The sequence below is a fragment of the Streptococcus cristatus genome, from assembly GCF_001588905.1.
Classification (GTDB): Bacteria; Bacillota; Bacilli; order Lactobacillales; family Streptococcaceae; genus Streptococcus; species Streptococcus cristatus_N.
This window is the reverse complement of record NZ_LAWH01000056.1, coordinates 1-17,645: the sequence shown is the minus strand read 5'-3', so window position 1 is coordinate 17,645 and position 17,645 is coordinate 1. Positions and strand designations below refer to the sequence as shown.

Here is a 17,645-nt window from a genome sequence, read left to right as displayed (position 1 = left end):
TTTATCGCTCTCTCAAGCGACAACTATATTAGTATATCACCTATCTATTCCCTTGTCAACACTTTTTTGAAATTTTTTTATCTTTTTTACAAATTTATTTCCTAACACAATCAATATCACTGATAAATCAATAACTAAAAGGGAAAGGCAACCTCTTCTTACCTCTCCCTTATTCTCTATATCACCGTGCTGTTAAAGTCGCTTAAATATTCCTCTAACTCTCGCAACAGTCTTTTACGTCCCTTAAACCGTTCGTCACCTAGTAAGCGGTGGTATAAGTCTAGTTGTTCTTTGTCTAACTTGGAAGTGTAGGCTGCTAACGAACTTCGAAGAGCAACCAAATCATCTAAGGCTAGTTCGCGCTTGCTCAGTCTATGACTAATGGTGCTGACTTCCTCATAGCATTGACGGTCAAAGCGGCGTTTTTGGCTCTCTTGCTTGCGAAGTATGTCATGAATATGATTCCGAAATTTTGTCTTGAAGTAGCGATAGAGGCGACTTTCGTCTTGACTGATATCTGGATGACTTTCTTCCAGCTGGTGATAAACCAGCATACCTTCTTGTTCCCAGTCACTACTCTCCCATAAATGTACATAATAATCTCGTGCACAGCGCCGGACAATCCACTGCACTTTCTCATAGCGTTCCTTGAAGTTCATGTTATCTCCTTTTTCTTTGATAATATGATTCTACAAGAAAATCTTCTCCTTCAGGGAGTATTCCTCCATCCTGTCTATTCTATACCCTAACTGGTACCTCACAAAAATATCTATGACATCTCAGGATCATTTTAAGACATGTTAGAACGCAAAAACAACTGCTTCAAAAAGCAGTTGTTTTCTGGATATTATTCTTCGTCTTCAACATCCTGATCATCGTCAGAATATTCATCGTCTTCTTCATTTAACTCAACTTCTTCGCCGAGATCATCTGGAGCTATTTCATTGATTTCAGCATCGTAGGCTTCAACCTCACTCTTTTCATCATCTGGATTGTCTTCATCGTATGAAAGAGCTGGATCCTCTTCATAAGAGTCCTCATCTTCAGGATCATCATCGCTGTAATCAATCGCATCCTCATCGCCATCCATAAAGGCATTAACGCGTTTTTTCTTGCGTTTCTTAGGCTCGTCTTCCTCGTCCGTTTCTTCCAAAGCGATGATTTCTTCATCGACTTCGTCAATCGCATACCAAGAACGAAGACCCCATTTATTATCGCCAAGTGGGATGAAACTGCCATCTACATTCAGTTCTGTGTAAAATAGAGGCAGCGCTTCTCGGATCTCGCTATTTGATTTTTCCAGATAATTTTGAATTTCATTGACAAGCTCATCGAAATACATTTCATGGTCACGCCCGCGCAATTCTAAGATGGCACGTGCTACCTCAATCATCGAAAGCTCACTTTTTTCTTGTCCTGCAAATACTTCTAATTCCAAAGTTATTCTCCTTAAGATTACACAGGCATTTAGCCAGGCATTTTTTCGCTACTTTCTATTGTACGATAAATTTGTCGTCTAGTCAAAAAAATTTCACCTAGACTATCCGACTTTTCAACTCCAGTCATTCTACCATAATCGTAGCATCTATGGAGCAGCACCTTTCTGCAATTTTTAAACATTGACATATTGTGCTCACATGTCTACGACTAATCATGTGATATAATAGATAAAACTTTATGAAATAGAAAGAAGCTTATGCCTCTCCTCCAACGTACCATCAAACTAGCTCTTGCAACATGTCTTGCTGCGGCTCTAGCTGCTTTTTTAGGTTTAAGCAATGCTATATCAGCCGGTATTATTGCTATCCTCAGTGTTTCTGACACCCGCAGAAGCACTATCAAACTAGCCCGCAACCGCCTCTTGTCTACTATTTTAGCACTAGCCATCGGGAGCTTATCTTTCATCCTTCTAGGATTTAACCTTTGGAGCTTAGGGATTTATATCTTGCTCTACGTTCCCTTAGCTTATCTCTTTGGCTGGGAAATAGGCATCACCCCCAGCACAGTTTTGGTTACCCATCTGCTGCTAGCCCATTCTGTTTCTTGGTCTCTTCTAGCCAATGAAATGGCTGTCTTCCTCATCGGAACGGGATTCGCTCTCCTAGCTAATTTATATATGGCTTCAAACCAGCAAGATATTGATAACTATCATATTCAAGTTGAAGAGCAACTGAAGAAAATCCTACTGCGTTTTGAATATTTCTTAAAAGCTGGAGACGGTCGAAACGATGCAACTCTAATCAAGGAACTGGATATTATCCTTCAAGAAGCCTTAGAACTAGTTTATTTGGACCATTCCAACCACCTCTTTCATCAGACCAACTACCATATTCATTATTTTGAAATGCGGCAGGCGCAGAATCGCATTCTAGAAGACATGGCAGGAAATATCAACAACTGTCAGTTGGCAGCCAGTGAGAGCTTGATTTTAGCACGTCTTTTCTCCAAGACAGCCCAGCAACTTAGTCAAGAAAATCCCGCTCACGAACTAGTTGAAGAAATCGAAGCCTGTTTGGATGTTTTTCGCGAACGCCCACTTCCTAAGACTCGGCAAGAATTTGAAACTCGTGCCACACTTCTACAACTTTTACGAGACTTGGAGACTTTTATTAAGATCAAGGTAGAATTTTATCAAAATTACCAAAAGGTGCAAGCAAATTAGCTCTGTGCCATTTCCAATAAATAATAAAAGGAGTTGAAAAATCTTCAACTCCTTTTTCTAATTAAGCAAAAGCAATCGCTCATTCTTTTAAGTGATAAGAATAACTTGCAACCACGACATCCTCATACCATTTCAAATAGTATTTTAATTTTAAACTCATCTGGTTATGCAAGACATTTTGCCATCTCTTTTTAGGTATAAATTGAGGTACTAGGACCGTCACTGTTCGGCCTTCGTTTTTGGCTCGCTTGGCCACTTTAATCACATACTGAACTGTCGGACTAATGATATTGCGGTAGCTAGTCGTAACTGTCTCAAAACGAATATCAGGGAAGTAGTCAGCAAATTCCTCGGCGACTTCAGCATCTTTTTCAGCAGTTTCTGCTGTTGAAACGTGCATTGCTACGACTTCATCTCCGATACTGCGAGCATAGCTCATCGCACCAACACTGACTCTAGTAACATTCCCGACCAGGACAATTACTGTATTACCAGTGTAGTTCTGACGCTCAATGTGGTCATGCAATCTCAACTGTTTAGCAACTCTATTATAATGCTGCTTGATAGACAAGAACAGCCAAGTCAAGACGATGATAATAGGAAAGAAAGGCCAAATATCTTGAAGACGGAACAAGAGCAAGATAAGGACAATCCCATAACAAATGATCGCACCAAGGATATTCGCAATCGAATGCTTCAAGAAATTATTTCCATATTTTTTCTTCCAATGGACAACCATGCCGGTCTGGGAGAGAGCAAAGGGAACGAATACACCAATCGTGTACAGGGGAATCAAGCGTTCTGTATTTCCCTTAAAGATAAACAAAAGTGCAATAGCTCCAAAAGCCAGGGTGAAAATGCCATTAGAATAGCTGAGCCGATCTCCTTTTTCCATGTACATATGAGGCATGTATTTATTCTTAGCCATATTGTAGGAGAGCATGGGAAAGGCTGAAAAGCCTGTATTGGCTGCCACTGCTAAGATCAAAGCAGTTGACAATTGGAAAACATAGAACAAGATGCGACCAAGGGGAGAGCTTCCCAAAATCGCTTGCGCCATCTGAGCCAGGGTCGTTACACCTTTGACAGGCACGATGCCAATCCAATAATTCAAGAAGGTAATACCAGCAAACATGATACCTAGGATTAAAGCCATAATTGATAAGGTGGCTGCGGCATTGTGAGCTTTTGGTTTCTTGAAAAAGGGAACCGAATTGGAAATAGCTTCCACTCCTGTCAAGGAAGCAGAGCCGCTGGTGAAAGCACGAAGCAACAAGATCAAACTTACTCCAGTAATCGGACTACCAATGCTCGCAGTTGCGTGATAGTCTAAATTTCCTGTCAGGATTTGCACAAAACCAAAACCAATCAACAATAAGGTGCTGACAATAAAAAGATAGACAGGAATCATCAAGGAAGTGGCCGATTCTTTTAATCCTCGGAGATTCATTAGCATCAACAAGAGAACTAGGAAAATAGAAATATGTAAATTGTAAGTGTGTAAGACGGGAATCGCAGAGGTAATTGCATCCGCTCCCGAAGCGACCGAAACGGCCACCGTCAACATGTAATCTACCAGCAAGCTTCCGCCCGCAATCAAACCTGCCGTTGGAGATAGATTTTCTGTCGTCACCATATAAGCTCCTCCTCCTTGAGGATAAGCATGAATGACCTGACGATAGGAAATCGTTAAACTCGCTAATAGAATCAATACGACAATTCCTATGGGAAGCGACCACCAAATGGCCCCAACAGAAACAGAAGTCAAGACTAAAACAACCTGCTCTGGTCCATAAGCAATCGAAGATAAAGCGTCACTGGAGAGCATGGCTAAAGCTTGCATCTTAGTCAATAAATGGCCATCTTCGCCCTCTTTTCCAGATTTTAATGGGCGTCCAATAAAAAAGCCTTTTAGCTTGGAAAACATAAGTTCCTCCTTTAAAAACATGAGCCATTCTACTCCTTTTCAGAAAACATGTCAATACTTTTCTGAAAATAAATTTCAATCTCCTACTTTTCATCCAATTATATATTTAAAGTTTTAAACTCAATCTTCTATAAAATTTTCCAGTTTTTCTGTAGACAACATGCTTGTTTATATAGGAGCATCAAAAAACGAGCTTTATGTAAAACTCGTCTTTGATATATAAATCTCTTAAATCCTAGTGGTTGTTAGTAAAAGAATTCTATCTCAGAATAAATAAGATAGCAGCGAATTAGAACGAAGTCTCTATCTTCCGAATACACCAGTCAATCAGCTCTTCCAGTCGCTCAATGGCTTCGGTCATATGCAGGTAGCCCATGACTGCCTCAAAGCCGGTAGACATCCGATAGGTGACGATATCTGTATTCTTAGCCTTGGTGTGGCTGTTGGCATTGCGGCCGCGCTTGTAGATATCCTCTTCCTTCTCCGTCAGAATCCCTTCTTCCAGCATGAGAGAGATGAGATTAGCCTGAGCCTTGGCAGAAACGTACTTAGTCGCTTCCCTGTGCAGCTGATTGGGCTTGGTCAGACCTTGAAAAATCAGGTACCTCCGGATATACATGGAGTAGACAGCATCCCCCTCAAAGGCGAGGGCAATGCCGTTAATCAGGTTGACATCAGTCACGTGTCCACCTCACTCCGTCCTTAGTATCCAAAAGCTTGATGCCCTGAGCGGCCAATTCATCCCGAATACGGTCTGCAGTCGCAAAGTCCCGATTAGCCCGCGCTGCTTGGCGTTCCTCAATCAAGCGCTCAATGTCCGCGTCCAAAACTTCCTCAACAAAGACGATACCAAAAACTTCTAAGAGCTTGGCAAAGGCTGCCTTAACTTCAGCGGTGTAATTGCCAGAATTGATCCACTTGGCCAGCTCGAAGACAACCGTAATACCGTTAGCCGCATTGAAGTCTTCGTCCATTGCGGCGGTGAACTTGTCCAGAAAGGCCTGAAGCTGAGCAGAGTCTGCCTGACCAGTGAAAGGCTGCTCATAAGTGTTCTTCAAATATTTGAGATTAGTCGCTGCATCATGAACAGCTTTTTCTGTGAAATTGATAGGCTTGCGGTAATGCTGGGTAGCAAAGAAGAAACGCAGCACCTGACCATCAATGGTCTTGAGGGCATCGTGAACAGTGATAAAATTGCCTAGAGATTTGGACATTTTGACGTCGTCGATGTTGACAAAGCCATTATGCATCCAGTAGTTGGCAAAAGTCTGGCCAGTCTTGGCCTCTGATTGGGCGATTTCATTGGTATGGTGAGGAAACTCCAAGTCGGCCCCACCACCGTGGATATCAATGGTATCGCCCAAAATCTCTGTCGACATGACCGAACACTCGATATGCCAGCCCGGACGACCAGGTCCCCAAGGACTGTCCCAGGAAATCTCGCCCGGCTTAGCTGCCTTCCAGAGAGCAAAATCCACCGGATTTTCCTTACGAGCGGTCTCCTCATCTGTCCGACCAGAAGCGCCCAACTCCAAGTCTGCCAAGGTTTTGTTGGCTAGTTTGGCATAATTGTGCGACTTTTCCACACGGAAATAGACATCGCCCTCTGACTCATAGGCGTAGCCCTTGTCAATCAAATCCTCCACAAAACGGATGATGTCAGCCATAAACTCCACAACACGCGGATGACGAGTCGCAGGTTTCACGCCCAGAGCCGAGACATCCTCACGAAAGGCAGCGATATACTTGTCAGCCACTTCTTTGGGAGTGATGCCTTCTTCCTTGGCGCGATGGATAATCTTATCATCTACATCTGTAAAATTGGAAATATAGTTGACATCAAATCCCCGATACTCAAAATAGCGACGAACCGTGTCAAAAGCTACTGTTGAGCGGGCATTGCCGACATGGATATAGTTATAAACCGTCGGACCGCAGACATACATGCGAACCTTGCCCTCTTCAATGGGCACAAATTCACGTAGGCTGCGGGTCATGGTGTCGTAAATTTTAATCATGCGGTCCACTCCCTTCTCTATTTCTGACTTTTTCGGCTGAAAACCAGCTCTGCAAAAGGGCCAAATTGTCTGAGGCTATCCAGTTGGTAAAAGCGCTGCCCTTCCTCTTGGGTAAAGAGGGGAACCCCCTTTCCTAGGATAAGAGGCGCTATCTGAATAATGAGGTGGTCGAAAAGATCCGCATCCAAGAGCGGTCCTACCAAGGAATTACCACCAATCACAAAGACATTTTTGCCTTTGTCAATCTGGTGAACAAAGTCCACCACATCCCCAGCTACTGGCTGGTAATTGCTGACAGGCAGGTGTCTATCATGCGTAAAGACATAGTTTTCCGTAGCTTGATAAAAACTTTCTACATCTTGCAAATCTTGGATTTCCTCAAAGGTCCGCTTGCCCATGATGGTGATATCCATTTGCCTGTAAAAGTCATCATAGCCTGTATCTTCTACAGAACCAAGCTGATGCAGCCAGTCTATCCTATGCTGGCTGTCTGCCAAGTAGCCATCCATGGTGATACAGCCGTAAAAATATACTGCCATTCTTGTAGTTACCTTCCTAGTTCCTTTGCTATTGTCAAAGCGATAGTGAAAAAAGTCATGGCATCAGCTGTCCGCTCTTCATGGCGGGCATCCCAGGTTCGGTTATGATGATCCACATAGTCAGCTGTGTAGAAGAACTGATAGACTTTACTCTTGCGAAATTGACTCCAAGCCATGATAGCTGAAGCTTCCATGTCCACCACTTGGGCTCCAGCAGCCAAGCGACGCTTGACCTTATCAGGCGTTTCCCGATAAAAGGCATCAGTCGTCCAAGACTTAGTGCGGATATGCTCGATATTGTGCTTGTCAAAGATGGCTTCCAGCTCGATCAGCAGAGACTCGTCATAAGCGACTTCGTCACCCGGTGGGGCATAGTGATAGCTAGTTCCTTCATCTCGCAAAGCAGCAGACGGCAAGATAATCTTATCCGCCTCAATCGAGCGATCCAAAACGCCACAGGAACCTAGAATAATGAAGTTCTTGAAGCCTCTAGCCGCTAACTCCTCCAGCTGGCCAACTATCAACGGAGCCCCAATTGGAGCCAACATAACTGCTAGCTTGCTAGGGCCTTGCCTATAAATATACCATGGATGCTGTCCGTTGATGCTTTTCAAATAGCCTCCTGGATAGACTTCTTCTGACTCAATCAAACGTTTCAGAATTTCGCCATTAAAGGACAGGATAATGGTTTCGCATACCTCACCCTTGTCCATAATCTGCCTATCTGTTGGCTCAATAACTCCAGCTACATCTTCGAATTCCTCTAATAACATAACTTCTCTTTCTTTAAGGCTTCAGCAAAACCTCTTTCATCTTTTCTATTGGGTTACAGTTTGCTAAAGCATTTCTTGACAAGACCTCCGTAAGATATCTTGTTACTGTTCAAAACAAGTCTTTCTTAGAGCTCCGACGAATGGTGGCTGGCTTCGCGGGCATGCTCCAGCTTGTCCAAATAATATTCTCGCTGTTCTTCCACCTCGTGGATGGTTGGCTCATCTTTCTGACCATGAACACGCACGATCTTAGCTGGGATACCAACTACAGTTACATCACTAGGTACATCTGCAACAACAACTGCTCCAGCTCCAACTTTGGCATTTTCACCAATTTCAACTGGGCCAATGACTTGAGCATGAGCAGAGACCAAGGCACCCCTACGCACAGTCGGATGTCGTTTCCCTGTATCCTTACCAGTTCCGCCTAAGGTCACGCCATGATACAGAAGCGCACCCTTTTCCACGATGGCCGTTTCACCGATAACCAATCCACCACCATGGTCAATGAAAACACCTGACTCAATCTGAGCACCTGGATGAATCTCAATCTGAGTCCAAAAGCGCCAAAATTGGCTGTGCATGCGTGCCAGTAGCTTAAAGCCTCTCTTCCAGAGGAAATGAGAAAGACGGTGGGCTGCCAAGGCCTTGACACCTGGATAAGTCAGAATGACCTCCAGCGAAGTACGAGCAGCTGGATCATTTTCTTTTACAATCTCAATGGCTTCTTTCCACCAGCCCATCTTCTTCTCCTTTCATTAGGTAAAATAGGGGAGCAGGCCCTACACAAAGAAACTTTGTAAGGTAATTGAGCCTGATCACTCCCTTTTCATTATTCTTCCGATTTAGTTTTAGGAGCTTCTTCATGTTTCTTATGAAAATGCCCTTTTTCCTGATGTTTATCGTGGTCTCTCTTTGGCTTGTCTGGCTTAGGTGGACGTGGCAAGAGAGCTTTCATAGACGCATCTACGCGGCCTTTTTCGTCAATTTTAATGACCTTAACATCAACAAAATCACCAATTTGTACCAAGTCTTCGACATTGTTGGTTCGAGTCCAAGCCATTTCAGAGATGTGAACGAGGGCATCGGTCTTGTCAAAGAGGTTGACAAAAGCACCGAATTTCTCAATCCGAACAACCTTGGCATGGTAAACTTCATCCACTTTAGCTTCACGAACCAAACCAGCAATGATTTCCTTAGCACGATTAATCGCGTCTTGGTCGCTAGAGTAGATGGATACATTTCCTTCTTCGTCAATGTCAATCTTAACACCAGTCTCAGCGATAATCTTGTCGATGGTTTCTCCACCTTTACCGATAACAATCTTAATCTTGTCCACATCAATCTTGATGGTGTCGATTTTCGGAGCAGTTGGAGCCAACTCAGGACGTGGAGCTGGAATCGTCGCTTCAATCAAGTCCAGAATTTCAAAACGCGCTTTCTTGGCTTGAGCCAGAGCTTCTGTCAGGATCTCGGCTGTAATTCCTTCAATCTTAATATCCATCTGCAGGGCTGTAATCCCTTCGCGGGTACCAGCTACCTTAAAGTCCATGTCGCCAAAATGGTCTTCCAAACCTTGAATGTCCGTCAGAACCGTGTAGTTGCTGCCATCTGAAATCAAGCCCATGGCAATTCCGGCAACCGGTGCCTTAATCGGCACACCACCGGCCATCAGAGCCAAAGTGCCCGCACAGATAGAGGCCTGTGAGGAAGAACCGTTTGATTCCAAGACTTCTGCTACCAAGCGGATAGCGTAAGGAAACTCTTCCAAGCTAGGCAAGACTTGCTCCAAGGCACGCTCCCCAAGAGCACCGTGTCCGATTTCACGACGGCCAGGAGCCCCATAACGACCTGTCTCCCCGACGGAATATTGCGGGAAATTATAGTGGTGCATGAAGCGTTTCTTGTATTCTGGATCCAAGCCGTCCACAATTTGCGTTTCGCCCATTGGTGCCAAGGTCAGAACAGACAAGGCCTGGGTTTGGCCGCGAGTAAAGAGACCAGAACCATGCACACGCGGTAGATAATCCACTTCCGCATCCAGCGGACGGATTTCATCAACCTTACGACCATCAGGACGGACCTTATCTTCGGTAATCAAACGCCGCACTTCTGCATGCTCCATTTGCTCCAAGATTTCAGCCACATCACGCATGATACGGTCGAATTCTTCGTGGTCTGCATATTTTTCTTCATAAACTGCTGTGACTTGGTCTTTGACAGCCTGAGTTGCGGCTTCACGCGCCAGCTTTTCTTCTACCTGAACAGCCTTTTGCAAGTCACTGTTGTAGGCTGCGACAATCTCTGCCTGCAGCTCTTCATCAACATGCAACAATTCTACTTCTGCTTTTTCCTTGCCGACTGCTGCGACAATTTCTTCTTGGAAGGCAATCAATTCTTTGACTGCTTCGTGTCCTTTGAGAAGAGCCTCCAACATGATATCTTCAGACAGTTCCTTGGCTCCAGACTCTACCATGTTGATAGCATCTTTGGTACCAGCCACTGTCAGTTCCAAAAGCGAAACTTCCTTTTGTTCCTTGCTAGGGTTGATGATAAATTCACCATCTACATAGCCGACTTGAACTCCTGCGATAGGGCCATTAAAAGGAATATCTGAGATAGAAAGAGCTAGAGAGCTACCGAACATAGCAGCCATTTGAGGCGAAGCATCTTCGTCATAAGAAAGAACGGTATTGATAACCTGAATTTCATTGCGGAAACCTTCCGCAAACATAGGGCGAATCGGACGGTCAATCAAGCGGGCAGTCAAAGTCGCATCTGTTGATGGACGGCCTTCGCGCTTGTTAAAGCCGCCAGGATATTTCCCAGCTGCATACATTTTTTCCTCATAGTTGACCTGCAATGGGAAAAAATCACCAGTAGCCATCTTTTTGGACATGGTTGCCGCAGTTAAAACGGTACTTTCTCCATATCGAACAACGGCACTGCCATTTGCCTGCTTTGCAACCTGACCGGTTTCAACTACCAGCTCACGACCTGCAAAAACGGTTTTAAAAACTTGTTTTGTCATAAAGACTCCTTGCCGAGCACATGCTCAAATTTTTTCATACGCCTTGGCTACAAAGATCAAGATATGAAGCCCTTAAGCAACTTATCGGACGTGTTCGGTTAGCACTTTGACTTTAATTTCATAGTCTTAGTAGCTTCTTATATCCTCATCTTTGTATCAAGCACGTACAGACCCTATTTTACCACAATTTCAGCCAAAAGAAAAAGGATGGAAATGGCTTTTTTTCTATAAAATTACTGAAAATCCATTTTTCTTTTTTCTAAGCAGACTGCTGAAATCATATTTCCCTAATTTTTTCCTATAAGCAAGGCATTCTGAAGGAATTTTTGCTATACTGAATATAGCTATTTAATCAAAAGGAGTACACTATGGAACAAAAACATCGTTCTGAATTTCCAGAAAATGAACTCTGGGACCTAACGGCCCTTTACCAAGACCAAGAGGACTTCCTGCGGGCCATCGAAAAGGCCAGAGAGGACATCCAGAAATTCGTCCGTGATTACCAAGGCAAGCTTAGCACTTTCGAAGATTTTGAGCGGGCATTTGCTGAGTTAGAGCAGATTTATATCCAAATCAGCCACATCGGCAACTACGGCTTTATGCCACAGACCACTGACTTTGGCGACGAGAGCTTTGCGCAGATTGCCCAAGCAGCCATGGAGTTTGAGACCGAGGCCAATGTCGCACTCAGCTTCTTTGACGACGCCCTGGTCGGTGCAGACGAGGCTGTTTTAGAAAGACTAGGCCAAGAGCCCCATCTGACTTCAGCCATTCGCCAAGCGAAAATCAAAAAAGCCCACTATCTGGGAGCGGATGTCGAAAAAGCCTTGACCAACCTAGGTGAAGTCTTTTACAGTCCACAGGATATTTACACCAAGATGCGGGCTGGCGACTTTGCCATGGCTGACTTTGAAGTAGACGGAAAAGTTTACAAAAATAGTTTTGTCACCTATGAGAATTTTTACCAAAACCATGAAAATGCAGAGATCCGCGAAAAATCTTTCCGTTCTTTCTCTGAAGGCCTTCGCAAGCACCAAAATGCCGCTGCAGCTTCCTATCTGGCTCAGGTCAAGTCTGAAAAATTACTGGCTGACATGAAGGGCTATGACTCTGTCTTTGACTACTTGCTGGCTGAGCAAGAAGTTGATCGCTCTATGTTTGACCGACAGATTGACTTGATTATGATCGAATTTGCCCCAGTAGCTCAGAAATACCTCAAGCATGTCGCTAAGGTAAACAGACTTGAAAAAATGACTTTTGCCGATTGGAAGCTGGACTTGGACAGTGAGCTCAATCCTGAAGTCAGCATTGACGACGCCTACGACCTCGTCATGAAGTCAGTCGAGCCACTCGGACAAGAGTATTGTCAAGAAATTGCCCGCTATAAAGAGGAACGCTGGGTCGACTTTGCGGCCAATGCTGGAAAGGACTCTGGAGGCTATGCTGCGGATCCGTATCGGGTTCACCCTTATGTCCTTATGAGCTGGACTGGACGTATGAGCGATGTCTATACTCTGATTCACGAGATTGGCCACTCTGGTCAGTTTATCTTCTCTGACAATCACCAAAGCTACTTTAACGCCCACATGTCCACCTACTATGTGGAAGCGCCGTCTACCTTTAATGAGCTCCTACTCAGTGATTATCTGGAGCGCCAATTTGATAACCCTCGCCAAAAACGCTTTGCCCTGGCTCACCGTCTGACGGATACCTACTTCCACAACTTCATCACCCACTTGCTGGAAGCTGCCTTCCAACGCAAGGTCTATACTTTGATTGAAGAAGGCGGAACCTTCGGTGCAAGCAAACTCAACGCTATCATGAAAGAAGTCTTGACAGAATTCTGGGGCGATGCCGTTGAGATTGACGACGATGCTGCCCTGACTTGGATGCGTCAGGCCCACTACTACATGGGGCTTTACAGCTACACATACTCAGCTGGTCTGGTCATCTCTACTGCCGGCTACCTACACCTGAAAAATGACGAAAATGGTGCCCGTGACTGGCTGGAGCTGCTCAAATCTGGTGGCAGCAAGACTCCGCTTGAGTCAGCTATGATTATCGGAGCAGATATTTCGACAGACAAACCCCTTCGCGATACCATTCAGTTCTTGTCAGATACTGTAGATCAGATTATTGCCTACAGTAAAGAGTTGGAGGAATAAAAAACAGACTGAGACATTTTTGTCTCAGTCTGTTTTTACATAATTCAATAAATCTGTCCCTAAAATGACATTTGAAGCTAAATTTTTAAAAAAGGTTGAAGAAATATAGATAAACCAAAATATAGATTGTAAAACAGACGCTAAATATAAGCCACCTTATCCAGAACTGTGACTTGCTATAATTTTTAGCTCGTAGGAGGCCAATAAAGAACCAGATAAGCCCCCAAAAAAACATTCCCAACAGTTGAGGAGCATAATATGAAATCAAAACCAAGCAAAAAAGGACAAAGCTTAATACAGCCATGATGCTTTTTTCCGTTATTTGCGACCTAGGAATCATCCAGCCCACAAAGAAACAGAAAATCGGCACCGCAATAAACGGTGTAAAAACCATCAAAATAAAGCCAAACTGCGATAATGACTCAAGCATAAACAGTGCCCTTTCTATACCTTGTAATTTACCTTCTTCCTATTATAACCTAAAAACTATATTTTCCAACAAAAAAACTGGGAGATAGACCATTTACTCTATTTTTCCTGTAATAAACAAAGGATATTCCAGCCAAAATATATGTTCAGAGCACTTTTCTTGAATCCACCTGTTTGTTTTGATAGACTAATACATAGATTTTTTAAAAAAGGAGATAGAAAATGAAAAAATTTGTCGCTGAATTAATCGGTACATTCATGCTTGTGTTCATCGGAACAGGAGCTGTTGTTTTTGGAAATGGTGTTGAAGGTCTTGGACACCTTGGAATTGCTTTGGCATTTGGTTTGGCAATCGTGGTAGCAGCTTTCTCAATCGGAACTGTTTCAGGTGCTCACTTGAACCCAGCTGTTTCAATCGCTATGTTTGTAAACAAACGCTTGTCATCACAAGACCTTGTCAACTATATCCTTGGACAAGTGGTTGGAGCTTTCCTTGCGTCTGGTGCAGTCTTCTTCCTCTTGGCAAACTCAGGCATGTCAACTGCTAGTCTTGGTGAAAATGCCTTGGCAAACGGTGTAACTGCCTTTGGTGGTTTCCTGTTTGAAGTCATCGCAACTTTCTTGTTTGTTTTAGTGATCATGACCGTGACTTCAGAAAGCAAGGGAAATGGTGCGATTGCTGGTTTGGTGATTGGTTTGTCATTGACAGCTATGATCCTTGTGGGATTGAACATCACTGGACTTTCAGTGAACCCAGCTCGTAGCTTAGCGCCTGCTGTATTGGTAGGTGGTGCTGCTCTTCAACAAGTATGGATTTTCATCCTTGCTCCAATCGTTGGTGGCGTTCTTGCAGCTCTTGTTGCTAAAAACTGCCTTGGAACAGAAGAATAAGAAACAAAAAAGAGTCCTGTCCTCAGTTTGAGGAACAGGGCTTTTTCTATGCAAAAACACTCCCCGTTTCGAATGGGAAGTGCTTTGATTTTAACTTAATTCAGCAACAATCGCCTTGATTTGTTCTGCTGTGTGTACTCCAGCAACTTGTTTCACCACTTGGCCGTCTTTTTTGAAGAGAAGAGTTGGGATAGACATGATTCCAAAGGCACGGGCTGTGTTTGGATTTTCATCTACATCCATTTTAACGATTTTCAAGACATCTTCTGAAAGTTCTTCAGACAATTTATCCAAGATTGGACCTTGCATACGACATGGACCACACCAAGTTGCCCAGAAGTCTACCAAGACCAAACCGTCTCTTGTTTCTTGTTCAAATGTTGCATCTGTAATTGCTTTTGCCATTGTATTTCTCCTTTTTAGTTATATTGGCTCAAATCCTGTTTCATCAGGAAAAAGTACACATCTCCATAAGTCCCATGGTAGTCCAAATCATGACCATTATAAACTAACTTTTTAACTGGATGATAATCCGCCACCCCGATCAGGCAGGCTTGCTGGGATAGTTCAAACTCCTCATAAGACTCGAAAGTCATCTTCCGTTCTGACTTAGCTGCATCTAGATAAGTAATTTCAATCATAAGCTCTCCTTTTTGATTCCATTCGTAATTTATGATTTAATTGTAACCAAAAATGTTACATTTGTCAAATCAAACGCATCCGCCACTGCTAGATCGCCTCTAAATTTTGATTAATCATCTTCTCCTTTTTGTTTGACTTGATTCTAGCACAATGTAAAGAAGAAATCTTTGACAAAACAAGCACAAAGGCTACGTTTGTTTTTATTTTTATGTTAAAATAAAAGGTATGGACAAAATTATTAAAACTATCTCAGAAAACGGTTCTTTCCGTGCCTATGTGCTGGATAGCACAGAAACGGTTCGGAACGCTCAAAAAAAACATCAAACTCAAGCAAGCTCTACCGTGGCACTCGGCCGCACACTGATTGCCAGCCAAATTTTGGCGGCTAATGAAAAAGGCCAGACCAAAATCACCGTCAAGGTTCTTGGTAGCAGCTCGCTAGGCGCCATCATCACCGTGGCAGATACCGAGGGCAATGTCAAGGGCTATGTGCAAAATCCCGGTGTGGATATTAAAAAGACAGCCACTGGCGAAGTTCTGGTCGGCCCTTTTGTCGGCTCTGGTCAATTTTTGGTTATCACGGACTACGGCACTGGCAATCCCTACAATTCTATGACGCCACTCATCTCTGGTGAAATCGGCGAAGACCTAGCCTTCTACTTGACGGAAAGTCAGCAAACACCTTCCGCAGTTGGCCTTAATGTCCTCTTGGATGAGCATGATAAAGTCAAGGTTGCTGGCGGTTTCTTGGTACAAGTTCTGCCTGGTGCCAAAGAAGCTGATATTGCTCGCTTTGAGAAGCGGATCCAAAAAATGCCTGCTATCTCAAAACTGCTAGAATCCGATGATCACATTGAAGCTCTGCTGGCTGCCATCTATGGAGATGAGCCCTACAAACGCCTGTCTGAAGAAGAAATTCGCTTCCAGTGCGACTGCAGCAAAGAGCGCTTCATGAATGCCTTGGCTACACTTCCAAAGGCTGACTTAGAAGAGATGCGTGACCAAGACCACGGAGCTGAAATCATCTGTCAATTCTGCCAGACAGCCTATCACTTTGACCAAAATGACTTGGAGGAACTGATTCGTGACAAATCTTAATACTCCTTTTATGATTGGGAATGTTGAAATTCCCAACCGTACGGTTTTAGCGCCTATGGCCGGTGTAACCAACTCTGCTTTCCGAACCATTGCCAAAGAGTTAGGAGCCGGCCTGGTCGTGATGGAAATGGTCTCTGACAAGGGCATCCAATACAACAACGAAAAAACCCTTCACATGCTTCATATCGATGAAGGCGAAAATCCCGTTTCTATCCAGCTTTTCGGTAGCGACGAGGACAGTTTAGCCCGCGCAGCGGAATTTATCCAAGAAAACACCAAGACGGATATCGTCGATATCAACATGGGCTGCCCAGTCAACAAAATCGTCAAAAACGAAGCTGGCGCTATGTGGCTCAAGGATCCTGAGAAAATCTATAAAATCATTAACAAGGTTCAGTCCGTTTTGGATATTCCTCTGACAGTCAAGATGCGGACAGGTTGGTCCGACAGCTCACTGGCTGTAGAAAATGCTCTGGCAGCCGAAGCGGCTGGCGTTTCAGCTTTAGCCATGCACGGTCGCACCCGTGAGCAAATGTACACAGGGCATGCTGACCTCGAAACCTTGCATGACGTAGCCCAAGCCCTGACCAAGATTCCCTTCATCGCTAACGGCGATATCCGCAGCGTGCAAGAAGCCAAGCAACGTATCGAAGAGGTCGGTGCTGATGCTGTCATGATTGGTCGCGCAGCTATGGGAAATCCCTACCTCTTCAACCAAATCAATCACTATTTTGAAACAGGCGAAATCCTGCCAGACTTGACCTTCGAGGACAAGATGAAGATTGCTTATGAGCACCTCAAACGCTTGATTAACCTCAAAGGTGAGCACATTGCTGTCCGAGAATTTCGTGGCCTAGCACCCCACTACCTTCGTGGGACATCTGGTGCAGCTAAACTTCGCGGTGCCATTTCACAAGCTAGCACCCTGGCAGAGATCGAGGAACTCTTGCAACTCCAACATTAAAGAAATAAAAAAGGAAGCATTTACAAAGGTGCCTCCTTTTTTATTTCTTTTTTCTTATTTGATCAATTGAACACTAGCTACTTTACCGTCAGCGCCAGTAGTGATTTGGATGCCCAATTTAGGAGCAGATGGCTCAGCAGAACCCAGCTGAGCTGTATAGCGACCATCATCCAAAGTATAGGCATATGAAGCAACATGGTAAGTATTGACAGTTCCATTCGCTGACTTGACGCTAAATTGTCCGCCTGCTGAAACAGTCACTGTACTGCCTCCTGCATCTGTCCAACTACCAGCAGCTGCAGAGAAATCTCCATCCACCATATTCAAAACGCCTTTATAGCGAGCATTTGTTTCTGCCTGCTTGTTTTGAAGCTGACGATCAGTGGCTGGATTTTGAACTGGTTGACTCGGTTGGGCTGGCTGAGTCGCTTTATTGGGTTTAGTTGGTTGAGTCGGCGTAGCTTGTTGACTAGGAGCTTGTTGAGATTGGCTTGGTTGAGCCTGTG

Annotated in this window: 17 protein-coding genes and 1 pseudogene; 5 read left to right on the top strand and 13 right to left on the bottom strand. The window is 44.1% G+C overall.

Going from position 1 to position 17,645, the window contains the following annotated elements; translation table 11 throughout:
- Positions 1-176: 176 nt before the first annotated feature.
- A complete protein-coding gene (locus tag A0765_RS09325; RefSeq protein WP_062006280.1) occupies positions 177-659 on the bottom strand; it encodes a sigma-70 RNA polymerase sigma factor region 4 domain-containing protein in 483 nt (160 codons plus the stop codon).
- 188 nt (positions 660-847) lie between these two features.
- Entirely contained in the window at positions 848-1,438 is a 591-nt protein-coding gene (gene rpoE / locus A0765_RS09320) for a DNA-directed RNA polymerase subunit delta (RefSeq protein WP_015604416.1), read from the bottom strand.
- Positions 1,439-1,696: 258 nt separating this feature from the next.
- Between rpoE and A0765_RS09315 the strand changes: the two genes are divergently transcribed.
- Positions 1,697-2,662: an aromatic acid exporter family protein gene (locus A0765_RS09315; protein WP_062006278.1), complete on the top strand. Its 966-nt coding sequence runs from the start codon at positions 1,697-1,699 to the stop codon at positions 2,660-2,662.
- A gap of 79 nt (positions 2,663-2,741) precedes the next feature.
- Here the strand turns inward: A0765_RS09315 and kimA are convergent, their stop codons facing one another.
- From kimA to pnp, 7 genes are all read right to left on the bottom strand, one after another.
- The gene (gene kimA, locus A0765_RS09310) at positions 2,742-4,589 is read right to left on the bottom strand and encodes a potassium transporter KimA (protein ID WP_062006275.1); all 1,848 of its coding nucleotides are present in this window, start codon (positions 4,587-4,589) and stop codon (positions 2,742-2,744) included.
- Positions 4,590-4,878: 289 nt separating this feature from the next.
- On the bottom strand, positions 4,879-5,271 hold the full coding sequence (locus A0765_RS09305) for a Mini-ribonuclease 3 (protein ID WP_062006273.1): 393 nt from the start codon (positions 5,269-5,271) through the stop codon (positions 4,879-4,881).
- Positions 5,264-6,607, bottom strand: a complete 1,344-nt coding sequence (gene cysS, locus A0765_RS09300; RefSeq protein ID WP_062006272.1) for a cysteine--tRNA ligase — start codon at positions 6,605-6,607, stop codon at positions 5,264-5,266. The genes A0765_RS09305 and cysS overlap by 8 nt, the downstream gene beginning before the upstream one ends.
- A 17-nt stretch (positions 6,608-6,624) precedes the next feature.
- On the bottom strand, positions 6,625-7,146 hold the full coding sequence (locus A0765_RS09295; protein WP_000301974.1) for a dihydrofolate reductase family protein: 522 nt from the start codon (positions 7,144-7,146) through the stop codon (positions 6,625-6,627).
- 8 nt (positions 7,147-7,154) lie between these two features.
- Positions 7,155-7,919, bottom strand: coding sequence for a nucleoside phosphorylase (locus tag A0765_RS09290; RefSeq protein WP_062006270.1), 765 nt, complete (start codon positions 7,917-7,919; stop codon positions 7,155-7,157).
- A gap of 125 nt (positions 7,920-8,044) precedes the next feature.
- Positions 8,045-8,662 carry a serine O-acetyltransferase gene (gene cysE / locus A0765_RS09285; RefSeq protein WP_005591130.1) on the bottom strand — a complete coding sequence of 206 codons (618 nt, stop codon included), beginning with the start codon at positions 8,660-8,662 and terminating at the stop codon, positions 8,045-8,047.
- 89 nt (positions 8,663-8,751) lie between these two features.
- Positions 8,752-10,950, bottom strand: a complete 2,199-nt coding sequence (gene pnp, locus A0765_RS09280) for a polyribonucleotide nucleotidyltransferase (protein WP_062006268.1) — start codon at positions 10,948-10,950, stop codon at positions 8,752-8,754.
- A gap of 368 nt (positions 10,951-11,318) precedes the next feature.
- Here pnp and pepF point away from each other — a divergent pair, with 368 nt between their 5' ends.
- Positions 11,319-13,115, top strand: a complete 1,797-nt coding sequence (pepF, locus tag A0765_RS09275; RefSeq protein ID WP_062006267.1) for an oligoendopeptidase F — start codon at positions 11,319-11,321, stop codon at positions 13,113-13,115.
- 85 nt (positions 13,116-13,200) lie between these two features.
- On the opposite strand, the gene A0765_RS10705 is transcribed toward pepF, so the two are convergent.
- Positions 13,201-13,545, bottom strand: a complete 345-nt coding sequence (locus A0765_RS10705) for a hypothetical protein (RefSeq protein ID WP_062006265.1) — start codon at positions 13,543-13,545, stop codon at positions 13,201-13,203.
- 221 nt (positions 13,546-13,766) lie between these two features.
- On the opposite strand from A0765_RS10705, the gene A0765_RS09265 reads away from it, so the two are divergent.
- Positions 13,767-14,435 carry an MIP/aquaporin family protein gene (locus A0765_RS09265; protein ID WP_062006262.1) on the top strand — a complete coding sequence of 223 codons (669 nt, stop codon included), beginning with the start codon at positions 13,767-13,769 and terminating at the stop codon, positions 14,433-14,435.
- Between the two features lie 90 nt (positions 14,436-14,525).
- Here the strand turns inward: A0765_RS09265 and trxA are convergent, their stop codons facing one another.
- Both trxA and A0765_RS09255 read right to left on the bottom strand, forming a co-directional pair.
- Positions 14,526-14,840, bottom strand: coding sequence for a thioredoxin (gene trxA, locus A0765_RS09260; protein WP_062006260.1), 315 nt, complete (start codon positions 14,838-14,840; stop codon positions 14,526-14,528).
- A 14-nt stretch (positions 14,841-14,854) separates the two neighbouring features.
- Entirely contained in the window at positions 14,855-15,076 is a 222-nt protein-coding gene (locus tag A0765_RS09255) for a DUF4649 family protein (RefSeq protein ID WP_062006258.1), read from the bottom strand.
- Between the two features lie 226 nt (positions 15,077-15,302).
- Here A0765_RS09255 and hslO point away from each other — a divergent pair, with 226 nt between their 5' ends.
- Positions 15,303-16,175 (top strand): Hsp33 family molecular chaperone HslO, encoded by an 873-nt coding sequence (gene hslO / locus A0765_RS09250; RefSeq protein ID WP_062006256.1) that lies wholly within the window; start codon positions 15,303-15,305, stop codon positions 16,173-16,175.
- Positions 16,162-17,139, top strand: coding sequence for a tRNA dihydrouridine synthase DusB (dusB, locus tag A0765_RS09245; protein WP_015604400.1), 978 nt, complete (start codon positions 16,162-16,164; stop codon positions 17,137-17,139). Before hslO ends, dusB begins: the two co-directional genes overlap by 14 nt.
- Positions 17,140-17,193: 54 nt before the next feature.
- Here the strand turns inward: dusB and A0765_RS09240 are convergent.
- Positions 17,194-17,645: pseudogene (locus A0765_RS09240) on the bottom strand (hypothetical protein); the annotation flags it as partial.

Coding starts and splice junctions, on each gene's coding strand:
- A0765_RS09265 (WP_062006262.1), top strand. CDS start 13,767: ATGAAAAAATTTGTCGCTGAATTAATCGGTACATTCATGCTTGTGTTC.
- trxA (WP_062006260.1), bottom strand. CDS start 14,840: ATGGCAAAAGCAATTACAGATGCAACATTTGAACAAGAAACAAGAGAC.
- A0765_RS10705 (WP_062006265.1), bottom strand. CDS start 13,545: ATGCTTGAGTCATTATCGCAGTTTGGCTTTATTTTGATGGTTTTTACA.
- A0765_RS09315 (WP_062006278.1), top strand. CDS start 1,697: ATGCCTCTCCTCCAACGTACCATCAAACTAGCTCTTGCAACATGTCTT.
- cysS (WP_062006272.1), bottom strand. CDS start 6,607: ATGATTAAAATTTACGACACCATGACCCGCAGCCTACGTGAATTTGTG.
- A0765_RS09325 (WP_062006280.1), bottom strand. CDS start 659: ATGAACTTCAAGGAACGCTATGAGAAAGTGCAGTGGATTGTCCGGCGC.
- A0765_RS09295 (WP_000301974.1), bottom strand. CDS start 7,146: ATGGCAGTATATTTTTACGGCTGTATCACCATGGATGGCTACTTGGCA.
- kimA (WP_062006275.1), bottom strand. CDS start 4,589: ATGTTTTCCAAGCTAAAAGGCTTTTTTATTGGACGCCCATTAAAATCT.
- A0765_RS09290 (WP_062006270.1), bottom strand. CDS start 7,919: ATGTTATTAGAGGAATTCGAAGATGTAGCTGGAGTTATTGAGCCAACA.
- pnp (WP_062006268.1), bottom strand. CDS start 10,950: ATGACAAAACAAGTTTTTAAAACCGTTTTTGCAGGTCGTGAGCTGGTA.
- pepF (WP_062006267.1), top strand. CDS start 11,319: ATGGAACAAAAACATCGTTCTGAATTTCCAGAAAATGAACTCTGGGAC.
- cysE (WP_005591130.1), bottom strand. CDS start 8,662: ATGGGCTGGTGGAAAGAAGCCATTGAGATTGTAAAAGAAAATGATCCA.
- hslO (WP_062006256.1), top strand. CDS start 15,303: ATGGACAAAATTATTAAAACTATCTCAGAAAACGGTTCTTTCCGTGCC.
- A0765_RS09255 (WP_062006258.1), bottom strand. CDS start 15,076: ATGATTGAAATTACTTATCTAGATGCAGCTAAGTCAGAACGGAAGATG.